General features: G+C 68.9%; 15 protein-coding genes. 4 read left to right on the forward strand and 11 right to left on the reverse strand.

All coding sequences use genetic code 11. The annotated features are described in order from the left end of the window. Positions 1 to 37: 37 nt before the first annotated feature. From kdpC to FNH24_RS20620, 4 genes are all read right to left on the reverse strand, one after another. Positions 38 to 685 (reverse strand): K(+)-transporting ATPase subunit C, encoded by a 648-nt coding sequence (gene kdpC, locus FNH24_RS20605; protein ID WP_152364059.1) that lies wholly within the window; start codon positions 683 to 685, stop codon positions 38 to 40. 2 nt (positions 686 to 687) lie between these two features. Further along, positions 688 to 2,718: a potassium-transporting ATPase subunit KdpB gene (gene kdpB / locus FNH24_RS20610; RefSeq protein ID WP_217428384.1), complete on the reverse strand. Its 2,031-nt coding sequence runs from the start codon at positions 2,716 to 2,718 to the stop codon at positions 688 to 690. Positions 2,719 to 2,780: 62 nt separating this feature from the next. After that, positions 2,781 to 4,442 carry a potassium-transporting ATPase subunit KdpA gene (gene kdpA / locus FNH24_RS20615; protein ID WP_152364060.1) on the reverse strand — a complete coding sequence of 554 codons (1,662 nt, stop codon included), beginning with the start codon at positions 4,440 to 4,442 and terminating at the stop codon, positions 2,781 to 2,783. After that, positions 4,442 to 4,531, reverse strand: a complete 90-nt coding sequence (locus tag FNH24_RS20620; RefSeq protein ID WP_152364061.1) for a potassium-transporting ATPase subunit F — start codon at positions 4,529 to 4,531, stop codon at positions 4,442 to 4,444. The genes kdpA and FNH24_RS20620 overlap by 1 nt, the downstream gene beginning before the upstream one ends. 150 nt (positions 4,532 to 4,681) lie before the next feature. Between FNH24_RS20620 and FNH24_RS20625 the strand changes: the two genes are divergently transcribed. Next, positions 4,682 to 6,217 carry a PQQ-binding-like beta-propeller repeat protein gene (locus FNH24_RS20625; protein ID WP_152364062.1) on the forward strand — a complete coding sequence of 512 codons (1,536 nt, stop codon included), beginning with the start codon at positions 4,682 to 4,684 and terminating at the stop codon, positions 6,215 to 6,217. Positions 6,218 to 6,247: 30 nt separating this feature from the next. Here the strand turns inward: FNH24_RS20625 and acnA are convergent, their stop codons facing one another. Next, complete coding sequence (gene acnA, locus FNH24_RS20630) at positions 6,248 to 9,046, reverse strand: aconitate hydratase AcnA (RefSeq protein WP_152364063.1); 2,799 nt, start codon at positions 9,044 to 9,046, stop codon at positions 6,248 to 6,250. Between the two features lie 140 nt (positions 9,047 to 9,186). Between acnA and FNH24_RS32295 the strand changes: the two genes are divergently transcribed. Beyond that, complete coding sequence (locus FNH24_RS32295) at positions 9,187 to 11,574, forward strand: NAD(P)/FAD-dependent oxidoreductase (RefSeq protein WP_246186989.1); 2,388 nt, start codon at positions 9,187 to 9,189, stop codon at positions 11,572 to 11,574. Here FNH24_RS32295 and FNH24_RS20640 read toward each other — a convergent pair. The 4 genes from FNH24_RS20640 to FNH24_RS32305 all read right to left on the reverse strand — a co-directional run bounded on the left by FNH24_RS20640 (position 11,492) and on the right by FNH24_RS32305 (position 13,345). After that, positions 11,492 to 12,163 carry a Pr6Pr family membrane protein gene (locus FNH24_RS20640; RefSeq protein ID WP_152364064.1) on the reverse strand — a complete coding sequence of 224 codons (672 nt, stop codon included), beginning with the start codon at positions 12,161 to 12,163 and terminating at the stop codon, positions 11,492 to 11,494. The genes FNH24_RS32295 and FNH24_RS20640 overlap by 83 nt on opposite strands. Beyond that, a complete protein-coding gene (locus FNH24_RS20645) occupies positions 12,160 to 12,816 on the reverse strand; it encodes a methyltransferase domain-containing protein (RefSeq protein ID WP_152364065.1) in 657 nt (218 codons plus the stop codon). The genes FNH24_RS20640 and FNH24_RS20645 overlap by 4 nt, the downstream gene beginning before the upstream one ends. 10 nt (positions 12,817 to 12,826) lie before the next feature. Further along, entirely contained in the window at positions 12,827 to 12,973 is a 147-nt protein-coding gene (locus FNH24_RS32300; protein ID WP_246186990.1) for a hypothetical protein, read from the reverse strand. A gap of 132 nt (positions 12,974 to 13,105) precedes the next feature. Continuing rightward, positions 13,106 to 13,345, reverse strand: coding sequence for a hypothetical protein (locus FNH24_RS32305; protein ID WP_246186991.1), 240 nt, complete (start codon positions 13,343 to 13,345; stop codon positions 13,106 to 13,108). A gap of 201 nt (positions 13,346 to 13,546) precedes the next feature. Here FNH24_RS32305 and FNH24_RS20655 point away from each other — a divergent pair, with 201 nt between their 5' ends. Beyond that, on the forward strand, positions 13,547 to 14,377 hold the full coding sequence (locus FNH24_RS20655) for a protein kinase family protein (RefSeq protein ID WP_152364066.1): 831 nt from the start codon (positions 13,547 to 13,549) through the stop codon (positions 14,375 to 14,377). After that, positions 14,374 to 14,889 carry a GNAT family N-acetyltransferase gene (locus tag FNH24_RS20660; protein ID WP_152364067.1) on the forward strand — a complete coding sequence of 172 codons (516 nt, stop codon included), beginning with the start codon at positions 14,374 to 14,376 and terminating at the stop codon, positions 14,887 to 14,889. The genes FNH24_RS20655 and FNH24_RS20660 overlap by 4 nt, the downstream gene beginning before the upstream one ends. Before the next feature lie 47 nt (positions 14,890 to 14,936). Here the strand turns inward: FNH24_RS20660 and FNH24_RS20665 are convergent, their stop codons facing one another. Both FNH24_RS20665 and FNH24_RS20670 read right to left on the reverse strand, forming a co-directional pair. Further along, positions 14,937 to 16,445 (reverse strand): HNH endonuclease signature motif containing protein, encoded by a 1,509-nt coding sequence (locus FNH24_RS20665; protein ID WP_152364068.1) that lies wholly within the window; start codon positions 16,443 to 16,445, stop codon positions 14,937 to 14,939. Positions 16,446 to 16,527: 82 nt separating this feature from the next. After that, entirely contained in the window at positions 16,528 to 17,076 is a 549-nt protein-coding gene (locus FNH24_RS20670) for a nucleoside/nucleotide kinase family protein (RefSeq protein WP_152364069.1), read from the reverse strand. Between the last annotated feature and the right edge of the window lie 7 nt (positions 17,077 to 17,083).

Raw genomic sequence — 17,083 nt, forward strand, 5'->3', positions numbered from 1 at the left:
CCCAGTCTCCCCCACGCGGCGGCGCCGGCCACGCAACTCATCCCCCGTTCCGCAGCGCCAGGTTGAGCTTCACGACGTTGACCCCCGGCTCGCCGAGAAAGCCGAGGATCCGGCCCTGGGTGTGCTCCGCGACCAGTCGTTGGACGTCGGCGACCGGGAGATTGCGCTCCCGGGCCACCCGGGCCACCTGGATCTCGGCGTAGGCGGGTGAGATGTACGGCTCCAGTCCCGACCCGCTGGCCGTCAGGGCGTCCGGCGGCACCGCGGACTCGGGGACGCCGTTGGACTTGGCCACCTCGGCCCGCCGTTCGGCGATCGCGGCGAGCAGGTCCTCGTCGTTCGGGCCGGCGTTGGATCCGGCGCTGGCCAGGGCGTCGTAGTCGTTGGCCGAGGGTCGCGGCTGGAACCAGCCCTCGCCCTCGAAGGTCTGCCCGATCAGGGCGGAGCCGACGACCTGGCCGTTGCTCTCGAGCAGCGAGCCGTTTGCCTGGTTCGGCATGGCGAAGCCGATCAGCCAGATGGCCACCGGATACGCGATGCCGAGGATGATCGTCAGCACCACGACGGCGCGCAGGCCGGTCCAGAGCTGCCGGACGAAGTTGGGGAAGGAAGTCCCTCCGGTCCGTTCGCGGAGCGTGCGGGGGATCCGAAGGGGGTCGTCCCCCTTGGCCTGAAGACTTGTCATGATCAGCCAATTCCTGGGATGAGAGAGACGAGCAGGTCGATGATCTTGATCCCGATGAACGGCACGATGATGCCGCCCAGGCCGTAGATCAACAGGTTCCGGCGAAGGGTCCGCGACGCGGTGGTCGGCCGGGCCTTGACTCCGCGCAGCGCCAACGGGATCAGCGCCACGATGATCAGGGCGTTGAAGATCACCGCGGACAGGATCGCCGAGGTCGGCGACGACAGGCCCATGATGTTCAGGGTCTGCAGTCCCGGGTACGCGACGGCGAACATCGCCGGAATGATCGCGAAGTATTTCGCGATGTCGTTCGCGATCGAGAACGTGGTCAGCGCACCACGGGTGATCAGCAACTGCTTGCCGATCTCGACGATGGAGATCAGCTTGGTCGGATCCGAATCCAGATCGACCATGTTGCCGGCCTCCTTGGCCGCCGAGGTGCCGCTGTTCATGGCCACGCCGACGTCCGCGGCGGCGAGCGCCGGGGCGTCGTTGGTGCCGTCGCCGGTCATCGCGACCATCCGGCCGCCGGCCTGCTCGGTCTTGATCAACGCCATCTTGTCCTCGGGCGTCGCCTCGGCCAGATAGTCGTCGACCCCGGCCTCGTCGGCGATCGCCTTGGCCGTGCGCGGATTGTCGCCGGTGATCATCACCGTCCGGATCCCCATCGCGCGGAGCTGGTCGAACCGCTCCCGCATGCCCGGCTTGACGATGTCCTTGAGGTAGATGACCCCGAGGATCGTGGCGGTGTTGCCGGTCTTGGTGGCCACCACCAGCGGGGTGCCGCCGACGGTGGAGATGTCCTCGACGATCTCGGCCAGCCCGGGCGGGTTGGTGCCGGCCCAGGCCAGGATGGCCGAACCCGCGCCCTTACGGATCTGCCGGTCCGTCAGATCGATCCCGGACATCCGGGTCTGCGCGGTGAACTCGACGAAGCTCGCGCCGCTGGGCAGATCGTTGTCATCGGCACCCTCGCGCAGGGCCAAATCCACGATCGACCGGCCCTCGGGCGTCTGATCGGCCAGGCTGGACCAGCGGGCGGCGTCCCGCAGCTCGGCCCGGCTGACCCCGGCCAGCGGCCGGAACTCGGCCGCCTGCCGGTTGCCGTAGGTGATCGTGCCGGTCTTGTCCAGCAGCAGCGTGCTGACGTCGCCGGCCGCCTCGACCGCCCGGCCGGACATGGCCAGCACGTTCGCCTGCACCAGCCGGTCCATCCCGGCGATGCCGATCGCACTGAGCAGCGCGCCGATGGTGGTCGGGATCAGGCAGACCAGCAAGGCCACCAGGACACCGACCTGCTGCGGGGCACCGGCGTACGCCGCCATCGGCTGCAGCGTGGCGACGGCCAGCACGAAGATGATCGTCAGGCTGGACAGCAAGATCGACAACGCGATCTCGTTCGGCGTCTTCCGCCGGGTTGCACCCTCGACCAGGGCGATCATCTTGTCCAGGAAGGACTCTCCCGGGGCCGCGGTGATCTTGACCACGATCTCGTCGGACAGCACGGTCGTGCCACCGGTGACCGCGGACCGGTCGCCGCCGGCCTCCCGGATCACCGGGGCGGACTCGCCGGTGATCGCCGACTCGTCCACGCTGGCCACGCCCTCGACGACGTCTCCGTCGCCGGGGATGATCTGGCCGGCGCTGACCCGGACCCGGTCGCCCAGCCGGAGCTGGGTGCTCGGCACCTCCTGGACGGCACCGTCGGAACCGATCCGGTGCGCGATGGTGTCGGACCGGGTGGCCCGGAGCGTGTCGGCCTGGGCCTTGCCCCGGCTCTCGGCGACCGCCTCGGCCAGGTTGCCGAAGATCACCGTCAGCCAGAGCCAGATCGCGATCCCGACGTTGAACAGGTTCGGCTGCACGATCGCCAGGATCGTGGTGACAACCGATCCGAGCAGCACGATGAACATCACCGGCGACCGGAACATGTGCCGGGGGTTCAGCTTGCGCAGCGCGTCCGGGAACGCCGCCACCAACTGCCGGCCGAGGCCGAGGTGCTTGACGTTGGTGCGCTTGCTGCGCTTCGCCACCTCCCGCCCCGGATCCGGTGTCGAGGGATCAGAATCCTCGACCAGTTTCAGTGCAGACTTGTTCACAGCAGTGCCTCCGCGATGGGACCGAGCGCGAGCGTCGGGAAGAAGGTGAGACCGGTGACCAGCAAGACCTCGCCGACCAGCAGCCCGATGAAGAGGGGTGTGTGGGTGGGCAGCGTGCCGGATGTCTTCGGGACGATGCCGGCCCGGGCGACTGACCCGGCCAGGGCCAGGATCAGCACCATCGGCACGAAGCGGCCGATCAGGATCGCCAGCCCCAGAGTGACCTGGAAGAAGGTCGAGGTCACGGTGATCCCGGCGAACGCACTGCCGTTGTTGTTGGCGGCGGAGGCGTAGGCGTACACGACTTCTGAGAAGCCGTGGATGCCGGAGTTGGCCATCGCGTCCGGCGTGTCCGGCAGCGCGATCGCCACCGCGGTGCCGACCAGCACGCAGACCGGCATGATCAACACGTAGAGGGCGACGTACGTCATCTCCCGGGCGCCGATCTTTTTGCCCAGGAACTCCGGCGTCCGGCCGACCATCAGGCCGGCGATGAAGGTGGCCAGCACCGCCATCACCAGCATGCTGTAGATGCCCGAGCCGACCCCGCCGGGCGAGACCTCACCGAGCAGCATGTTCAGCAGCACCACGCCGCCACCGGGGGCGGTGAACGAGTCGTGCATGCCGTTGACCGCCCCGGTCGAGGTGCCGGTGGTGGCGGCGGCGAAGATGCCGGTGGCCCAGACCCCGAACCGGACTTCCTTGCCCTCCATCGCGGCCCCGGCCAGTTGTGGCGCGGCACCGAGCCGGGACAGCTCGGACCAGACCGTCAGGGCCGTCGCGGTCAGCCAGAGGATCGCCATCGCGGCCAGCACCGCGAGGCCCTGCTTCTGGTTCTTCAGCATGGTGCCGAGGGTGCGCGGCAGGCAGAACGGGATGACCAGGATCAGGAAGATCTCGAACAGGTTGCTGAACCCGTTCGGGCTCTCGAACGGATGCGCGGAGTTGGCGTTGAAGAAGCCGCCACCGTTGGTGCCGAGAAGCTTGATCACCTCCTGGCTGGCCACCGGGCCGCCGGGGATGGTCTGCTGGCCGCCGGCGACGGTGGTGATCACCAGGTCCGGGGCGAAGTTCTGGATCACGCCCGAAGCGAGCAAGATCACCGCGCCGATCACCGAGATCGGCAGCAGCAGCCGGTAGCAGATCCGGATCAGATCGACCCAGAAGTTGCCCAGCACGTCGGTCCGCAGCGCCAGGAAGCCGCGGACGACCGCGGCGAAGACGGCGATGCCGGTGGCGGCGGAGACGAAGTTCTGCACCGCCAGGCCGGCCATCTGTGCGGTGTAGCCGAGTGTCGACTCCCCCGCGTACGACTGCCAGTTGGTGTTGCCGACGAACGACGCCGCGGTGTTGAACGCCATGTCCCACGGCATCCCCGGCAGGCCGCGGCTGAACGGCAGCGCGCCCTGCCCGACCAAGATCAGGAACAGGATGACGAGGCCGGCCAGGGAGAAGCCGATCGTCGCCAGCACGTAGCTGGCCGTGCTCTGCTGGTTGTCCGGGTTCACGCCGAGCAGTCGGTAGGTGACCCGCTCGGCCCGGCTGTGCCGGGTCGGTGTCAGCACCGCCGCCAGGTAGTCCCCCAGCGGCACATAGCAGAGGGCCAGAAAGCCGATCAGCGCGACGATCGTCAACACCCCGGCAAGATCAGCGGTCATCAGAAGCGCTCCGGGAAGACCAGCGTGACGACCAGGTAGACGATCAGGCCGGCGACCAGGACGATCAAGCCGGCGGATTCGAAGCTCATGATCGCGATTCAACTCCGGTCGGGGCGACCCGGACTTCGCGTTGACGGCGTCCTCATCGATCTTGACGCGTTCTTGACGGGGCCCGGAATCACCCGACGTGACGACCACCCCGGCACGCGTTCGACCGTGATCCTGCCAAGATGCTGCCCATGCGCGAACCAGAGGGACCGCGGGGTCAGGGTGGCTGGCCAGGCCCGAGCCCCTGGCCGTACCGGCAACCGCCACCCCGGCCGCGCACCCCGGTGTATCTGAACCTGGTGGCGATCGGCCTGATCCTCGTGCTGGTGATCACCGGTGTCGTCGTCCTCGCCCGCAGCCTCGGATCACAACTGGGGCGGCTCTCCTCGTTCGAGCGCCCGGCGCCGACCTCGTCGCCGTCGGGGCCCGCGGTCCCGGACCGGTCCCCGACCGTTCCGTGGCGGATCTCCCCCGACGAGCTCAGACCTGATCTGCCCGGTGCCGAGTTCGTCGGGCCGATCGATGGCGACTTCTCCGGTCCCTACGTCACGGCCGTCGATCCCTCGATCACCGATGTCTGGGTCGCCCTGACCGGGGATCCGGATGAGCGCGGAATCGTCGTCCACGGCATCGACCCGAACTCGGGCCGGGTGCTGTGGGACCGGCCGATGGAGGGCGCGCTCTGTGCCCGGGAGGCGGATCCGCGCGGCCTGGTGTGCGCCGAGGTGCTGGACCGCGACCCGGCAAGCGGGACGGGGCGGCAGTGGCGACTGCAGCTGCTCGACCCGCGGACCGGCGAGACCCGGCGCAGCAGCGACGTGGCCGGCTGGTTCAACGTGCTGCACCGCGCCGGCGACACCGTGATCATCTTGGAGCAACGCGAGCCGGCGCCGCACGCGGTGCTCCGCGGCTTCGATCTCGCGACCCTGCAACCGCGCTGGCAACTCGATCTTTCGAAGCAGCCCGGTCACGACACGATGTTCAGTGAGAACCGGATCATCGCGCGCAAGGATCCCGATCATGACGACGTCGTGATGGACCGGCCCCGGCTCCGCGACGTCGGCTATGGAGCATCCGCGGAAGAGACCGGCAACAGCGGGCTGGTGGCCTTGTGGGCCGGGCTCCGGACGGCCTTCGTCCAACCGCGCAGCGGAAAGTTGATCATGATGCCGCGCTGCTCCCGGGTGGTGGACGACGGCCGCCGGATCTGGTGCAACGAAGCCGACGGCGCCGCCTCCTACTCCTATGCCGGCAAGCCGCTCCGCCGCGTCGTCGGTCCTCGGCTGGCCTTCCCCGGCGACGACGGAGACGGCGTCGACCGCAACCGGCCGGTCTTCCTCGACGAGATCGGAACGCCGATCTCCGTCGACCTCGACACCGGCAAGGTCGGCAAGCCGTACCGGACGCCGGCGGGGTCGGAGCTGCCGACGACCATGAGCACCGAGACCGTCGGCGACGCCACCGTGCTCGGCGGTGACGCCGGCACCGCGCTCGTGCATCCCACCGAGGACAAGATCATCTGGCACAGCCCGTACGCCCGGTTCTCGAGCAGCGCGACCCTGATCAAGAACGAGCTCATGGTCGGGTTCTATCGGCTGGACATCGTCGACTTCCGCACCGGCGAACGGGTGGCGACCGTCCGACCCGAGGGCCTCTACCAGGTGACGTTCGGCGACCGGCTCGCCGGAGTGGGGCCCGACCTGATCTGCCTCCAGCAGATCAACTGAGCCCCGGCTCCGGCGACCGTCGCGGCGCTGTTACTTGCCGCGCAGCGAGCGCAGCACGTACTGCATGATGCCGCCGTTGCGGTAGTAGTCGGCCTCTCCCGGGGTGTCGATCCGGACCGTCGCGTCGAAGGTGACGGGATCGCCCGTGCCCTGCGCGCTGACCTTGACCGTCTTCGGCGAGGGCCCGTCATTGAGCGCCGTGATGCCGGTGATCTCGAACGTCTCCTCGCCGGTCAGGCCGAGGCTCTCGGCGTTCTGGCCGTCCGGGTACTGCAGCGGCAGCACCCCCATGCCGATCAGGTTGGACCGGTGGATCCGCTCGTACGACTCCGCGATCACGGCCCGGGCACCGAGCAGCGCGGTGCCCTTGGCCGCCCAATCCCGGGACGAGCCGGAGCCGTACTCCTTGCCGGCCAAGATCACCAACGGCGTGCCCGCGGCCAGGTAGTGCTCCGACGCCTCGTACACGCTGGTCACCGGGCCGTCGGCGACGGTGAAGTCGCGGGTGAAGCCGCCCTCGGTGCCCGGCGCCAGCTGGTTGCGCAGCCGGATGTTGGCGAACGTGCCCCGGATCATCACCTCGTGGTTGCCGCGCCGGGAACCGTAGGAATTGAAGTCGCGGCGCTCGATCCCGTGCTCGCTCAGGTAGGCCCCGGCCGGGCTGTCGGCCTTGATCGAACCGGCCGGCGAGATGTGGTCGGTGGTGATCGAATCGCCGAGCTTGAGCAGCACCCGCGCTCCGGCGATGTCGGTCACCGGCTCCGGGTCGGCCGGCATCCCGTCGAAGTACGGCGGCTTGCGGACGTAGGTCGAATCCTCGTCCCAGGCGAAGGTCTGACCCTCCGGCGTCGGCAGCGACTGCCACTGTTGATCACCGGCGAACACATCGGCATAGGAGTCGGTGAACATCTCGGCCCCGATCGAGCCGGCGACGATCTTGTCGATCTCCGCCTCGGTCGGCCAGATGTCCTTCAGATACACCGGATTCCCGGCCTCGTCGTTGCCGAGAGAATCGTTCTGCAGATCGATGTCCATCGTCCCGGCCAGCGCGTAGGCGACGACCAGCGGCGGCGAGGCGAGGTAGTTCATCTTCACGTCCGGGTTGATCCGGCCCTCGAAGTTGCGGTTGCCGGACAACACCGAGACCACGGCAAGATCATTTTCGTTCACCGCCTCGCTGACCTCGGGAATCAGCGGGCCGGAGTTGCCGATGCAGGTGGTGCAGCCATAGCCGACCAGGTTGAAGCCGAGCTTGTCCAGATAGGGAGTGAGCCCGGATCGGTCGTAGTAGTCGCTGACCACCTTCGAGCCCGGCGCCAGCGTGGTCTTCACCCACGGCTTGCGGGTGAGGCCCTTCTCCACCGCCTTCTTCGCCACCAGCGCGGCGCCGATCATGACGCTCGGGTTGGAGGTGTTGGTGCAGGAGGTGATCGCGGCGATCACGACCGCACCATGATCGATCTCGAAGCTGGAGCCGTCGGCCAGGGTGACCGCGGTCTTCTTGCTCGGCCGGCCGGGTCCGTCGCCGTGCTCGCCGTACTGCTTCGGAGCGGCGGAGCCGTTGCCGTTGGCGTGAGAGGGCGCATCCGAGGCGGGGAAGGACTCGGCCACGGCCTCGTCGTAACCCTGCTCGTCCTCGCTGACGTAGTCGCCCAGCGCCTCGCGGAAGCCCTCCCGGGCATGGGACAGGGAGACCCGGTCCTGCGGCCGCTTCGGGCCGGCGATGCTCGGCACCACCGTGCCAAGATCAAGTTCGAGGTATTCGGAGTAGGCGGCCTCGCGGTCGTCGTCGTGCCAGATGCCCTGCTCCTTGGCGTACGCCTCGACCAGCGCGATCTGCTCCGCGCTCCGGCCGGTGAGCTGAAGGTATTCGATCGTCTTGCCGTCGATCGGGAAGACCGCGATGGTGGAGCCGTACTCGGGGCTCATGTTGCCGATCGTCGCCCGGTTGGCCAGCGGCACCTCGGACACCCCGGGCCCGTAGAACTCGACGAACTTGCCGACCGCGCCATGCTTGCGCAGCATCTCGGTGATCGTCAGCACCAGGTCGGTCGCGGTGGCGCCCTCGGGCAGCCGGCCGGACAGCTTGAAGCCGACCACCCGCGGGATCAGCATCGACACCGGCTGGCCGAGCATGGCCGCCTCGGCCTCGATCCCGCCGACGCCCCAGCCGACCACGCCGAGGCCATTGACCATGGTGGTGTGCGAATCCGTGCCCACACAGGTGTCTGGGTAGGCGTAGGTGACGCCGTCCACCTCGCGCGGGAAGATCACCCGGGCCAGGTGCTCGATGTTGACCTGGTGCACGATGCCGGTGCCGGGCGGCACCACCTTGAAGTCGTCGAACGCGGTCTGCCCCCAGCGGAGGAACTGATAGCGCTCCTTGTTGCGGCCGTACTCGATCTCGACGTTGCGGGTGAACGCGTCGGCGGTGCCGAAGACGTCGGCGATCACCGAGTGGTCGATCACCAGCTCGGCCGGCGCCAGCGGATTGATCTTGGTCGGGTCGCCGCCGAGGTCGGCCATCGCCTCGCGCATCGTGGCCAGGTCGACGATCGCCGGGACGCCGGTGAAGTCCTGCATCACCACCCGGGCCGGGCTGAACTGGATCTCCTTGCTCGGCTCGGCCTTCGGATCCCATTCGGCCAGGGCGCGGATGTCGTCGGCCGTGATGTTGGCGCCGTCCTCGGTCCGCAGCAGGTTCTCCAGCAGGATCTTCAGGCTGTACGGCAGCTTGTCGGCGCCGTCCACGGCGGACAACCGGAAGATCTCGTACGAGCTGTCACCGACATCGAGGGTGGCCTTGGCGTTGAAGCTGTTGACGCTCATGAACTCTCCGTTGGGGGTCTTGTTGTCTTGACGTCAAGATATCACTCCCCGGGCGGGGACGGCTCGCTCCCCCGGGTGGGTGAGGTCGGTCCCGCCGCGGAGGGGATCCGTCGGCGGCCGCACCGGCCGAGGCTGGAGCCATGACAGCATCGCATGCCGTATCCCGGGACCGTTCCGGCTCCCGCGCCGAGGGCCGGACCGGGCTGGCCCTGATCGTGACCGGCGTCTGGTCGGTCCTGTCGGTCGCCGTCGCCCTGACCTGGCTGATCGGGATGACGTTCTCCTTTCCGCTGCTCGATGGTTCCGGCCGGCCCCGGATCGGGCCGGCGGCGATCACCGTCGTCTGTTGGCTGATCATCGGCCTCTCGGTGGCGGCGGCCGGTGCCGTGTTCTCCGGCTACGGGCTGCGGTCACGGATCACGCCCCGGCCGCTGGCGCTGGTCGGACTGGTCTTCGGACTGATCGCCGCCGGCAGTCAGGCCGCACTGGTGCCACTGGTGCTGGTCGATCTGGTCGCGACCGGGCAACGTCCCTCCCCCGTCGGCCTGCTCTGGCAACTCGCCGCGGTGGTCGCGGTGGTCGGTTTCGGCCGGCTGATCGTGCTTGAAGGTCGCCGGGTCCGCGGCCGGTGCGAACGCTGCGGCGGCCGGCACCGGGCGCTGCCGGGCGGCTCGGCTGCCGACGCTGCCGGCTCGTCCTTGGAGCGACCGGTGCCGACCATGGCCCCAGCGGCAGTCTGCGTCGGTTCCGCGATCGCCCTCGTCGCCGTCTTCCCCTGGGCGGTGGTCAAGCTCGGCTGGGGTCTCGGCGCCACCCTGCTCGGGGTCACCGCGGCGGAATGGCAGCAGGCCGCGGACCGGACGATCATGTCGGCCCCGGCCCGGGCACTGTCGGAGCTGGGGATCGACATCACCGTGGTCGCGGCCGCGGTCGGGATGATCTTGGCCGTGGTGCTGCTGGCCCGGCTGCCGCGCTGGCTGCCCACGCCGTTGCTGGTCGTCCCCTCGGCCCTGGCGGCCGTGCCGCTGGTGGCCTACGGCTTTCCGCTGTTGATCGGCGGGCTGCTCGGCCTCGGCGGCATCGTCCGGGTGGCCCCCGACCCGGCCCTGCCCGGGCTCGATCTGCCGCTGATCATGATCTTCGGCGGGCTCGCGTTCGCCGGCGTCGGCACGGCGCTCGCCGTCGGGGCGGTGTCCCTGTTCCGGCGAAGTCGGCCGGTTTGTCGTCCCGGCAGCTTTGCCGCGGTGCCGCGGGTGGCGGTGATCGGTGCCGGGTTCGCCGGTTTGGCCGCGGTCAAGCAGCTGTCCCGCGCCGGGCTGGAGGTGACCTTGATCGACCAGCGGCCGTACGCGACCTTCCAGCCGCTGCTCTATCAGGTCGCGACCGGTGGGTTGAACGCCGGCGACATCACCTACCCGATCCGGAACTTCCTGGCCCGCCGGCCCGGCGTCCGATTCGTCTGCGACCGGGTGATCGAGATCGACCATGATCGTTCGGTGATCAACACCGCCGGCGGGCAGCAGCTCGGCTACGACTACGTGATCATCGCCAACGGCGCCACCACGAACCACTTCGGCATCCCCGGCGCGGCCGAGCACGCGGTCGGCATCTACACCCGCTCCGACGCCCTGCAGGTCCGGGACCGGCTGTTCGGGCTGCTCGAAGACGCCACCCGCTCCGGCTCGACCGAGCCGACCACCGTGGTGATCGTCGGCGGCGGGGCGACCGGGATCGAGATGGCCGGCAACCTGGCCGAGCTTCGTGATCACGGCCTGCCCAACTCGTACCCGGAGCTGGACGCCGACCGGGTGAAGATCATCCTGGTCGAGGCCGGCGGGCAACTGCTCGCGCCGTTCGCACCGTCGCTGCAGCGCTACGGGCTGGCCCAGTTGCGGCGTCGCGGTGTCGACGTCCGGTTGCAGGCGCCGATCGTCGAGATCGGGCCGGACTCGGTCCGGTTCGCCGACGAGACCGTACTACCGGCGTCGCTGGTGATCTGGACCGCCGGGGTCCGGGGTTCGGACGAAGCCGGCGAGTGGCGGCTGCCCCGGAACCGGGCCGGGCGGATCCTGGTCGACCGGTCCCTGCAGGTGCCCGGGAAGCCGGAGGTGTTCGCTGTCGGCGACACGGCCGTGATCGGGGCGAACCCGCTGCCGCAACTGGCCCAGCCGGCGCTGCAGTCGGGCCGGCACGCCGCCCGGCAGATCATCCGGCTGGAGCGGGATCAGCCGACCCGGCCGTTCCGCTATTTCGACAAGGGGATCATGGCCACGATCGGCGAGGGTTCCGCGGTGGTCGAGCTGCCGATCGGGCCGAGGATCACCGGCCTGCTGGCCTGGTTCACCTGGCTCGGGATCCACATCGTCTACCTGCTCGGCGGCCGCAACCGGCTGGTCACCTCGGCCAATCTCGCCGTCCGCTATCTGCGGCCCGGCTCGTTCGGGGTCATCGTCGGCGATCCGGTGCGGCCGGCTGCGGCCGATCGCCCGGCAGCCACCGCTCCGCCACGGCTGCCAGCAGGCCGATGACGATCATGCCGACGGTGACCGCCGCGATCACCACCGCGACCGGCCCCACCCCATGGGTGGTGACATCCAGGAAGGGGTACGGATACCAGCCGCTGACCGCGCCCTGGACCATGATCAGCACCAGCCAGCCGATCGGCCAGATCAGGGCCAGCAGGCCGGTCCGGAGGTCGATCCGGGGCCGCGGGCCGAAGGCGATCCAGCACGCCAGGACCAGGATCGGCGCCACCACGTGCAGCAGCTTGTCCGTGATCAAGGACCAGCCGGTCAGGTCGAGCAGCGGCCGGAGCAGGAACCAGTGCACAATCCCGGTGGTGATCATCCCGACCACGGCGTCCAACCGGAGCACCCGCCAGAACGCGCCGTCCCGGTCGGACCGCAACACCAGTGAGACCGCCGCGACGACGGCGAGCACGTTGCTCTGGATGGTGAAATAGAGCACGAACCGGCGCAGGCGCTCGGGCAGCGAGGGTGGGTTGTCGGTGATCAACACGGAGACGCCCTGGATCACCAGTACCAGTTGCGCGACGATGGCGAAGATCCCCACCGCCGCCGTCACACCGTGGCCGACCCGGGCCGCGACGCCGTTCACTTGGTGATCACCGCCATCACCCCGGCCCGCCGCTGGAACCGGAAGTCGACCGCCCGTTCCGTCCACCGGTGACCGGCCGCCCGGACCTCCTCGGCGAGTTCGCCGAGGAAGGGCACGGGATCGCCGGCCCCGCGATGGACCAGCGGATACAGCCGCACCTCGCCCCGGCTGACCCGGATCAGTTCGGTGATCGCCGCCGCATGCCAGGCCCGGTCGAGCGGCCCGGCCCAGGTGAACAGCAGATGCGAGCACAGCACCAGGTCGAACGCGTCGTCGGCGAACGGCAGCTCCGGCAGTGACGCGGGTCGGTAGCGTTCCGGCCGCGCCGCCCGATCGGCCAGGAACCGCTCGGCCGCCTCCTGCCGGAGTTGATCACGTCGCTCCGGGGTCCCGTACCAGTCCCAGACGAATTCGTTGCCATGATCAACGGTCATCTTGACGCACTGCGACCGGTCCGACCGGAGCACCCGGGCGAGCTCCTCGACCGGCCGTTCGTAGGCAGGATCGGTCGCGACCGCCTCCGCCCGGTCCCCCAGCTCGGCGACGAAACTGGACCCGCCGGCCGCGCAGTCGAGGATTGCCCCGGCGAGATCCGCGTCGGTCAGCTCGAACATGGCCCGGTATTCCGCCAGCGTCCGGGACGAGATCAACATGATGCCGACGCTATACCCGGGAAGCGACGACTCTGCTGAAGCCGAGCAACCGTCCTTGATCGGCCCGCAGCATCTCGGCGTCCGGTTCGAAGCCCTTGCCGACCAGGTCGCAGGCCTCCAACCAGGTCAGCCAATCCCGCCAACCCTCGTCGATCATCCCGATCCGGCCGCCCGGAGCGAGGAACCTCAAGCAGTACGGCAGATGCCGGACATCGGTGCCGAAGTAGGCGTAAGCGTCGATGCTGATAATCAGGTCGAAGAATCCGTCCGCAACGGCAGGCTCCGTGCATCACTGTCCAACGGATGCACCCGGCCGGCCAGGCCGGCCTCCTGGATTCGTTGCCAGTTGTCCGTGGCCGAGGTCCAGCACCCGCAGCCCAGACTTGATCGACATCACGTTCGTCAACACCTCGGCCAACCAGAGCGGATGCGGACCCATCAGGTTCGCCACGATCCAGTGCGGGTCGTAGCGCGCGGTGCGCGGATAGCGATCATTGCGCAACGCGGTGGTGAGGTCGTCGGCGATCACCCCCGGCACCCTGCCAGGTTCCTGTGGCCATCGCGATTGATTTGTGCGCCCGGTCAGTCGCGGACGGCCACGACCAGGTCGGCCCCGCGACTGGAGGCGACCAGCACCCCGGGGTAGTCGAACTCGGATCGTCTCACGGGAGTAGAACGTTGATCGGATCCCTGGTGCACGGTCGCTCAGCAGCCCGTAGCGTGATCATCCGTGACGGATGCGAACGAGATCCTTGCCGCTGTCGTAGCCGCGGCCGCGCCGGGGGCCCGGATCGCGAGCGTGGCACCGTATCGGTGCGCACCACTCCCGTTCCCGGCGAAGCTGACCCTCGACACCGACGACGGACCGGTTGACTGGGTGGTGAAGGTCGTCGCCGACCCGGTTCCGCTGCAGCTCGAATCGGCCACGTTGCGGGCCCTGGCCGAGCTCGGCGCGATGGGCTTCGCGATTCCGCGCGTGCTGGCCGGGCCGATCCCGACCACCGCCGCGGCCGGTTCGTTACACGCTCTTGTGCTGAGCGTCGCACCGGGGCGCGTGCTGCCGTGGATCGGAGTGGCCGAGGTCGCCTCGGCTGACCGGACCTGCCGACTGCTGTTCGACGCCATCGACCGGCTGCACCGGTTGACCCCTCGGGTCGCCGCCCATCCCTTCGCCGCCGATCTGCCGGAGCGGACCCTCGACGACGAGCTGGCGGCTGCGGCCCGGCGGGTGAGCCCGTGGACCGGGACCCGGGTGATGAGCGAGGCCCTGGCGGTGCTGCACGAAGTGGTGCCGCGGCATCGCCGGCCCCTCGTCTTCTCCAACGGCGACTACAACCCGCTCAACGTCCTGGCCGACGAGACGGGTCTGATCTCCTGGGTCGACTTCGAGCTCGCCTGCTTCGAGGATCCCCTGATCGGGCTGCCCAAGTTTCAGTTCTGGGCCGATGACGGCGGCTGGAGTCTCGGATCGAAGGACTCCCCCGTCGACAGTCCGCCGACGAGGATGATCACCCAGATCGAGCGGGCCACCCGACTGCTCCGGCGGGATGATCACCGATGAACCGGCCGGGACCGGTCGTCCGCGCCGCCGAGCTCGAAGACGTACCGGCGGTGCGGCGGTTCGGTGAAACCCAGGTGTTCGCGCATTACGCGGCCTTGATCGACAGCGACACAGCGACCGCCCAGGTCGACAGCTGGTGGAACGAGGCGTACCTCAACGCCGCCGTGGCAGCGAACACGCTGGTCGTCGCCGCGGACGAAGGTCGGGTCATCGGCGTCGGGCAATCCGGGCTCGCCGGGGCCGACCACGTGATCTACAAGCTGTACGTGCACGCGGACCATCGTGGTCACGGTCTGGGGCCGCGGCTGATCGACGCGCTGATCCAGCAGCTGCCCGCCGACGTGATTCGCTTGTACGTCGAGCAATTCGTCGCCAACGAACGTGCCGGTGCGTTCTATCAGCGCGAGGGATTCACTGTGCAGCGGATCGAACCCAGCTCGTCCGGTGATCCGGCACTGGCGCAGGTCTGGCGGGTCCGCAGGCTGAAGGACGGCCGGACCGCTGGCTGCTGAACTGATCAGAGGCCAGACGGGCTTTGCCCTTCGACTGGCTCAGGTGCTTAGTCGGCCAGGGCCTGGTTGGGGGCGGCTGCTTGCCAGATGGTGTGGGCGAACGGGCCGGGACCAAGATCATGGGTGCCGGAATGGTTGGTCAGGTAGACGTCCCCGTGGGGTGCCCGGAACAGGATCACGCCGGGGTCGGGTTGTCGACGCTGCCACCCACCATGAGTCACGGCCCGATGCTCGGTTCGGGTGTCGGGGGCCAGGTTGTCGATCCGGGTCTGGCCCGGCGGCCCACCACGATGCGGGGGAACGAACGGCTGCACATGATCAAGATCGAACCCGCCGGTGGCGGTGGACCAGGGGAAACTGCTGCCGGGTTGCCGCAACCGCAGGTAACGGCGGTGCCGGTCGGGAATCTCGTAGGAATCGACCGGCGGCGGAGTGTCGTTGAGATCGATCACTGGCCGCACCCGGACCCGGGTATGGCCGAGCCAGTCCTGCACGACGCCCATCGTGGTCGGCTTGATCCCCGGCACCCGACAAACCCCGTGACCCTTCTCCAACGACTCCGCCGCAACATGCACCACCAGGTGGGCGATCGGCAACAGCTTCGTCAGATCCAACCGTTCAAGCATCCGCCGGACGGCGGTCTGGAAGATCACCGACTCGACATCGACCGCGGACGGTCGGTCGCGGAGAGCGGGATGGACCTCGGATTCCTCGACCGGACCGCCCGTCTCGGCCACGATCTCCGCCACTGCCGACGCCAACTCTTCATCGAACAGTTCCGGCTGCCGGTGCCGGGCGCGGAGTTCGGCCGCTCGGAGATCATCACCCAGCAGGGCCAACGCTTCGGCGCGGCGTTCGTCGGCGCTGCCGGTCTCCACCGGGAGGTAGCCGGCGAGTTCCTCGACCGTGGCGTAGAGCCGGTTGGTCTTCACCGCCTCGATCCGGCCGTGGATGCTGCGCATCCCGTCCTCATCGACCCGGCCCAACCAGACCCCGCGTTCCTTCTTCCGCCGCCCGATCAGTTTCTCGTAGTGTTCGGGATCGACCGTGCGGACCGCCGCCAACACCCGGTTCTCCAACTTGGTGAAGGGCACCACCCCGGCGAACCGGGCCACCTCGGCATCAACCAGCCGCGCCTGGTCGAAGAGCAGGCCGCGGGTCAGGCGGGCGATCTTGCCGCCCTGCCAACCCAACAACTCCCCCCGCAGGACTTTCCCCCACAAGAGCGGGAACCGGTGCCGCAGATCCAACGCGTCACCGATGAAGAACAACCCCGCCCCGGTGCTCTTACCGATCTTCACACAGAAATCGACCATCGCCAGATCGTTCACCTCCGGCGTCCCGTCCCCACCCGGACGAACCCCACGCGCCGCCCCCGGCAACCCCAGTTGGTCGGGATGGATCGAGTCGGCCGGGAACCGGTCCGCCCACTCCGCCGCCAACACCAACAGTTGGTTCTGCGCCATGACCTGGGCCCGTTGCGCGGCGGCGGCCGCGTCAAGGATCCCGCGGGCATCCAACCCCGCAGCACACCCCTCCAACGATCCCTCGAACATGTGTTCGATTCTATCCCACCACGCCCACAATCACAGCAAAACAAGGAAAAAGCAGGGTGATGTCCCCGTCGCCAAGGCCGGGTCAGGTGAGGAACTCGATCAAGGTCCGGATCGTCGACTCGGTCGGGTCGGAGGCATTCAGGCGCAGGTCGGGTGGACGTGACGCTTCGGAGAGTCCCTGTCGGAAAGTGGCCGCGAGATGATCTTCGCGGTCGGCGACGCGGGTGCCCCAGCGGCGGTCGCGGTCGGCCAGGCGACGGCGTTGTTCGACCGGATCGAGGTCCAGCAGGAAGAGTCGATCGCACAGCGGATGCGGCCGCATCCCGTCCAAGACCATGATCGGCGCCGTCGCGATCGGCAGGCCACCGTGCGGCGAGCGCCAGCGCATCGAGTCGAAGTCGCAGGCCGGCGTGCTCCGACGTTCCCCGACCTCGGTCAGGGCCTTGTCGACGGTTGCCCAGTCGTAGCCGAAGGGACGGGCCAGGAATTCTGCCATCGACGTCCCGGCGGCGCGCGGCACGAAGAAGTAGTCCACCGGGACCCGCGCGAACAGATCGGGGCGCTCCTCCTCGAGCCGCTTGGCCAGCGTCGACTTCCCCGAGCCGGCCGGACCCATCAGACAGACGATCACGGATGGT

Origin of the sequence: Microlunatus speluncae, from assembly GCF_009299835.1 — a bacterium.
GTDB classification, from domain to species: Bacteria; Actinomycetota; Actinomycetes; order Propionibacteriales; family Propionibacteriaceae; genus Microlunatus; species Microlunatus speluncae.

Excerpts from the sequence above, each read along its gene's own strand:
- kdpA (WP_152364060.1), bottom strand. The coding sequence starts at position 4,442 with ATGACCGCTGATCTTGCCGGGGTGTTGACGATCGTCGCGCTGATCGGC.
- FNH24_RS32300 (WP_246186990.1), bottom strand. The coding sequence starts at position 12,973 with ATGATCGACGAGGGTTGGCGGGATTGGCTGACCTGGTTGGAGGCCTGC.
- FNH24_RS20665 (WP_152364068.1), bottom strand. The coding sequence starts at position 16,445 with ATGTTCGAGGGATCGTTGGAGGGGTGTGCTGCGGGGTTGGATGCCCGC.
- acnA (WP_152364063.1), bottom strand. The coding sequence starts at position 9,046 with ATGAGCGTCAACAGCTTCAACGCCAAGGCCACCCTCGATGTCGGTGAC.
- FNH24_RS20625 (WP_152364062.1), top strand. The coding sequence starts at position 4,682 with ATGCGCGAACCAGAGGGACCGCGGGGTCAGGGTGGCTGGCCAGGCCCG.
- kdpC (WP_152364059.1), bottom strand. The coding sequence starts at position 685 with ATGACAAGTCTTCAGGCCAAGGGGGACGACCCCCTTCGGATCCCCCGC.
- FNH24_RS20660 (WP_152364067.1), top strand. The coding sequence starts at position 14,374 with ATGAACCGGCCGGGACCGGTCGTCCGCGCCGCCGAGCTCGAAGACGTA.
- FNH24_RS20645 (WP_152364065.1), bottom strand. The coding sequence starts at position 12,816 with ATGTTGATCTCGTCCCGGACGCTGGCGGAATACCGGGCCATGTTCGAG.
- FNH24_RS32295 (WP_246186989.1), top strand. The coding sequence starts at position 9,187 with ATGACAGCATCGCATGCCGTATCCCGGGACCGTTCCGGCTCCCGCGCC.
- FNH24_RS20620 (WP_152364061.1), bottom strand. The coding sequence starts at position 4,531 with ATGAGCTTCGAATCCGCCGGCTTGATCGTCCTGGTCGCCGGCCTGATC.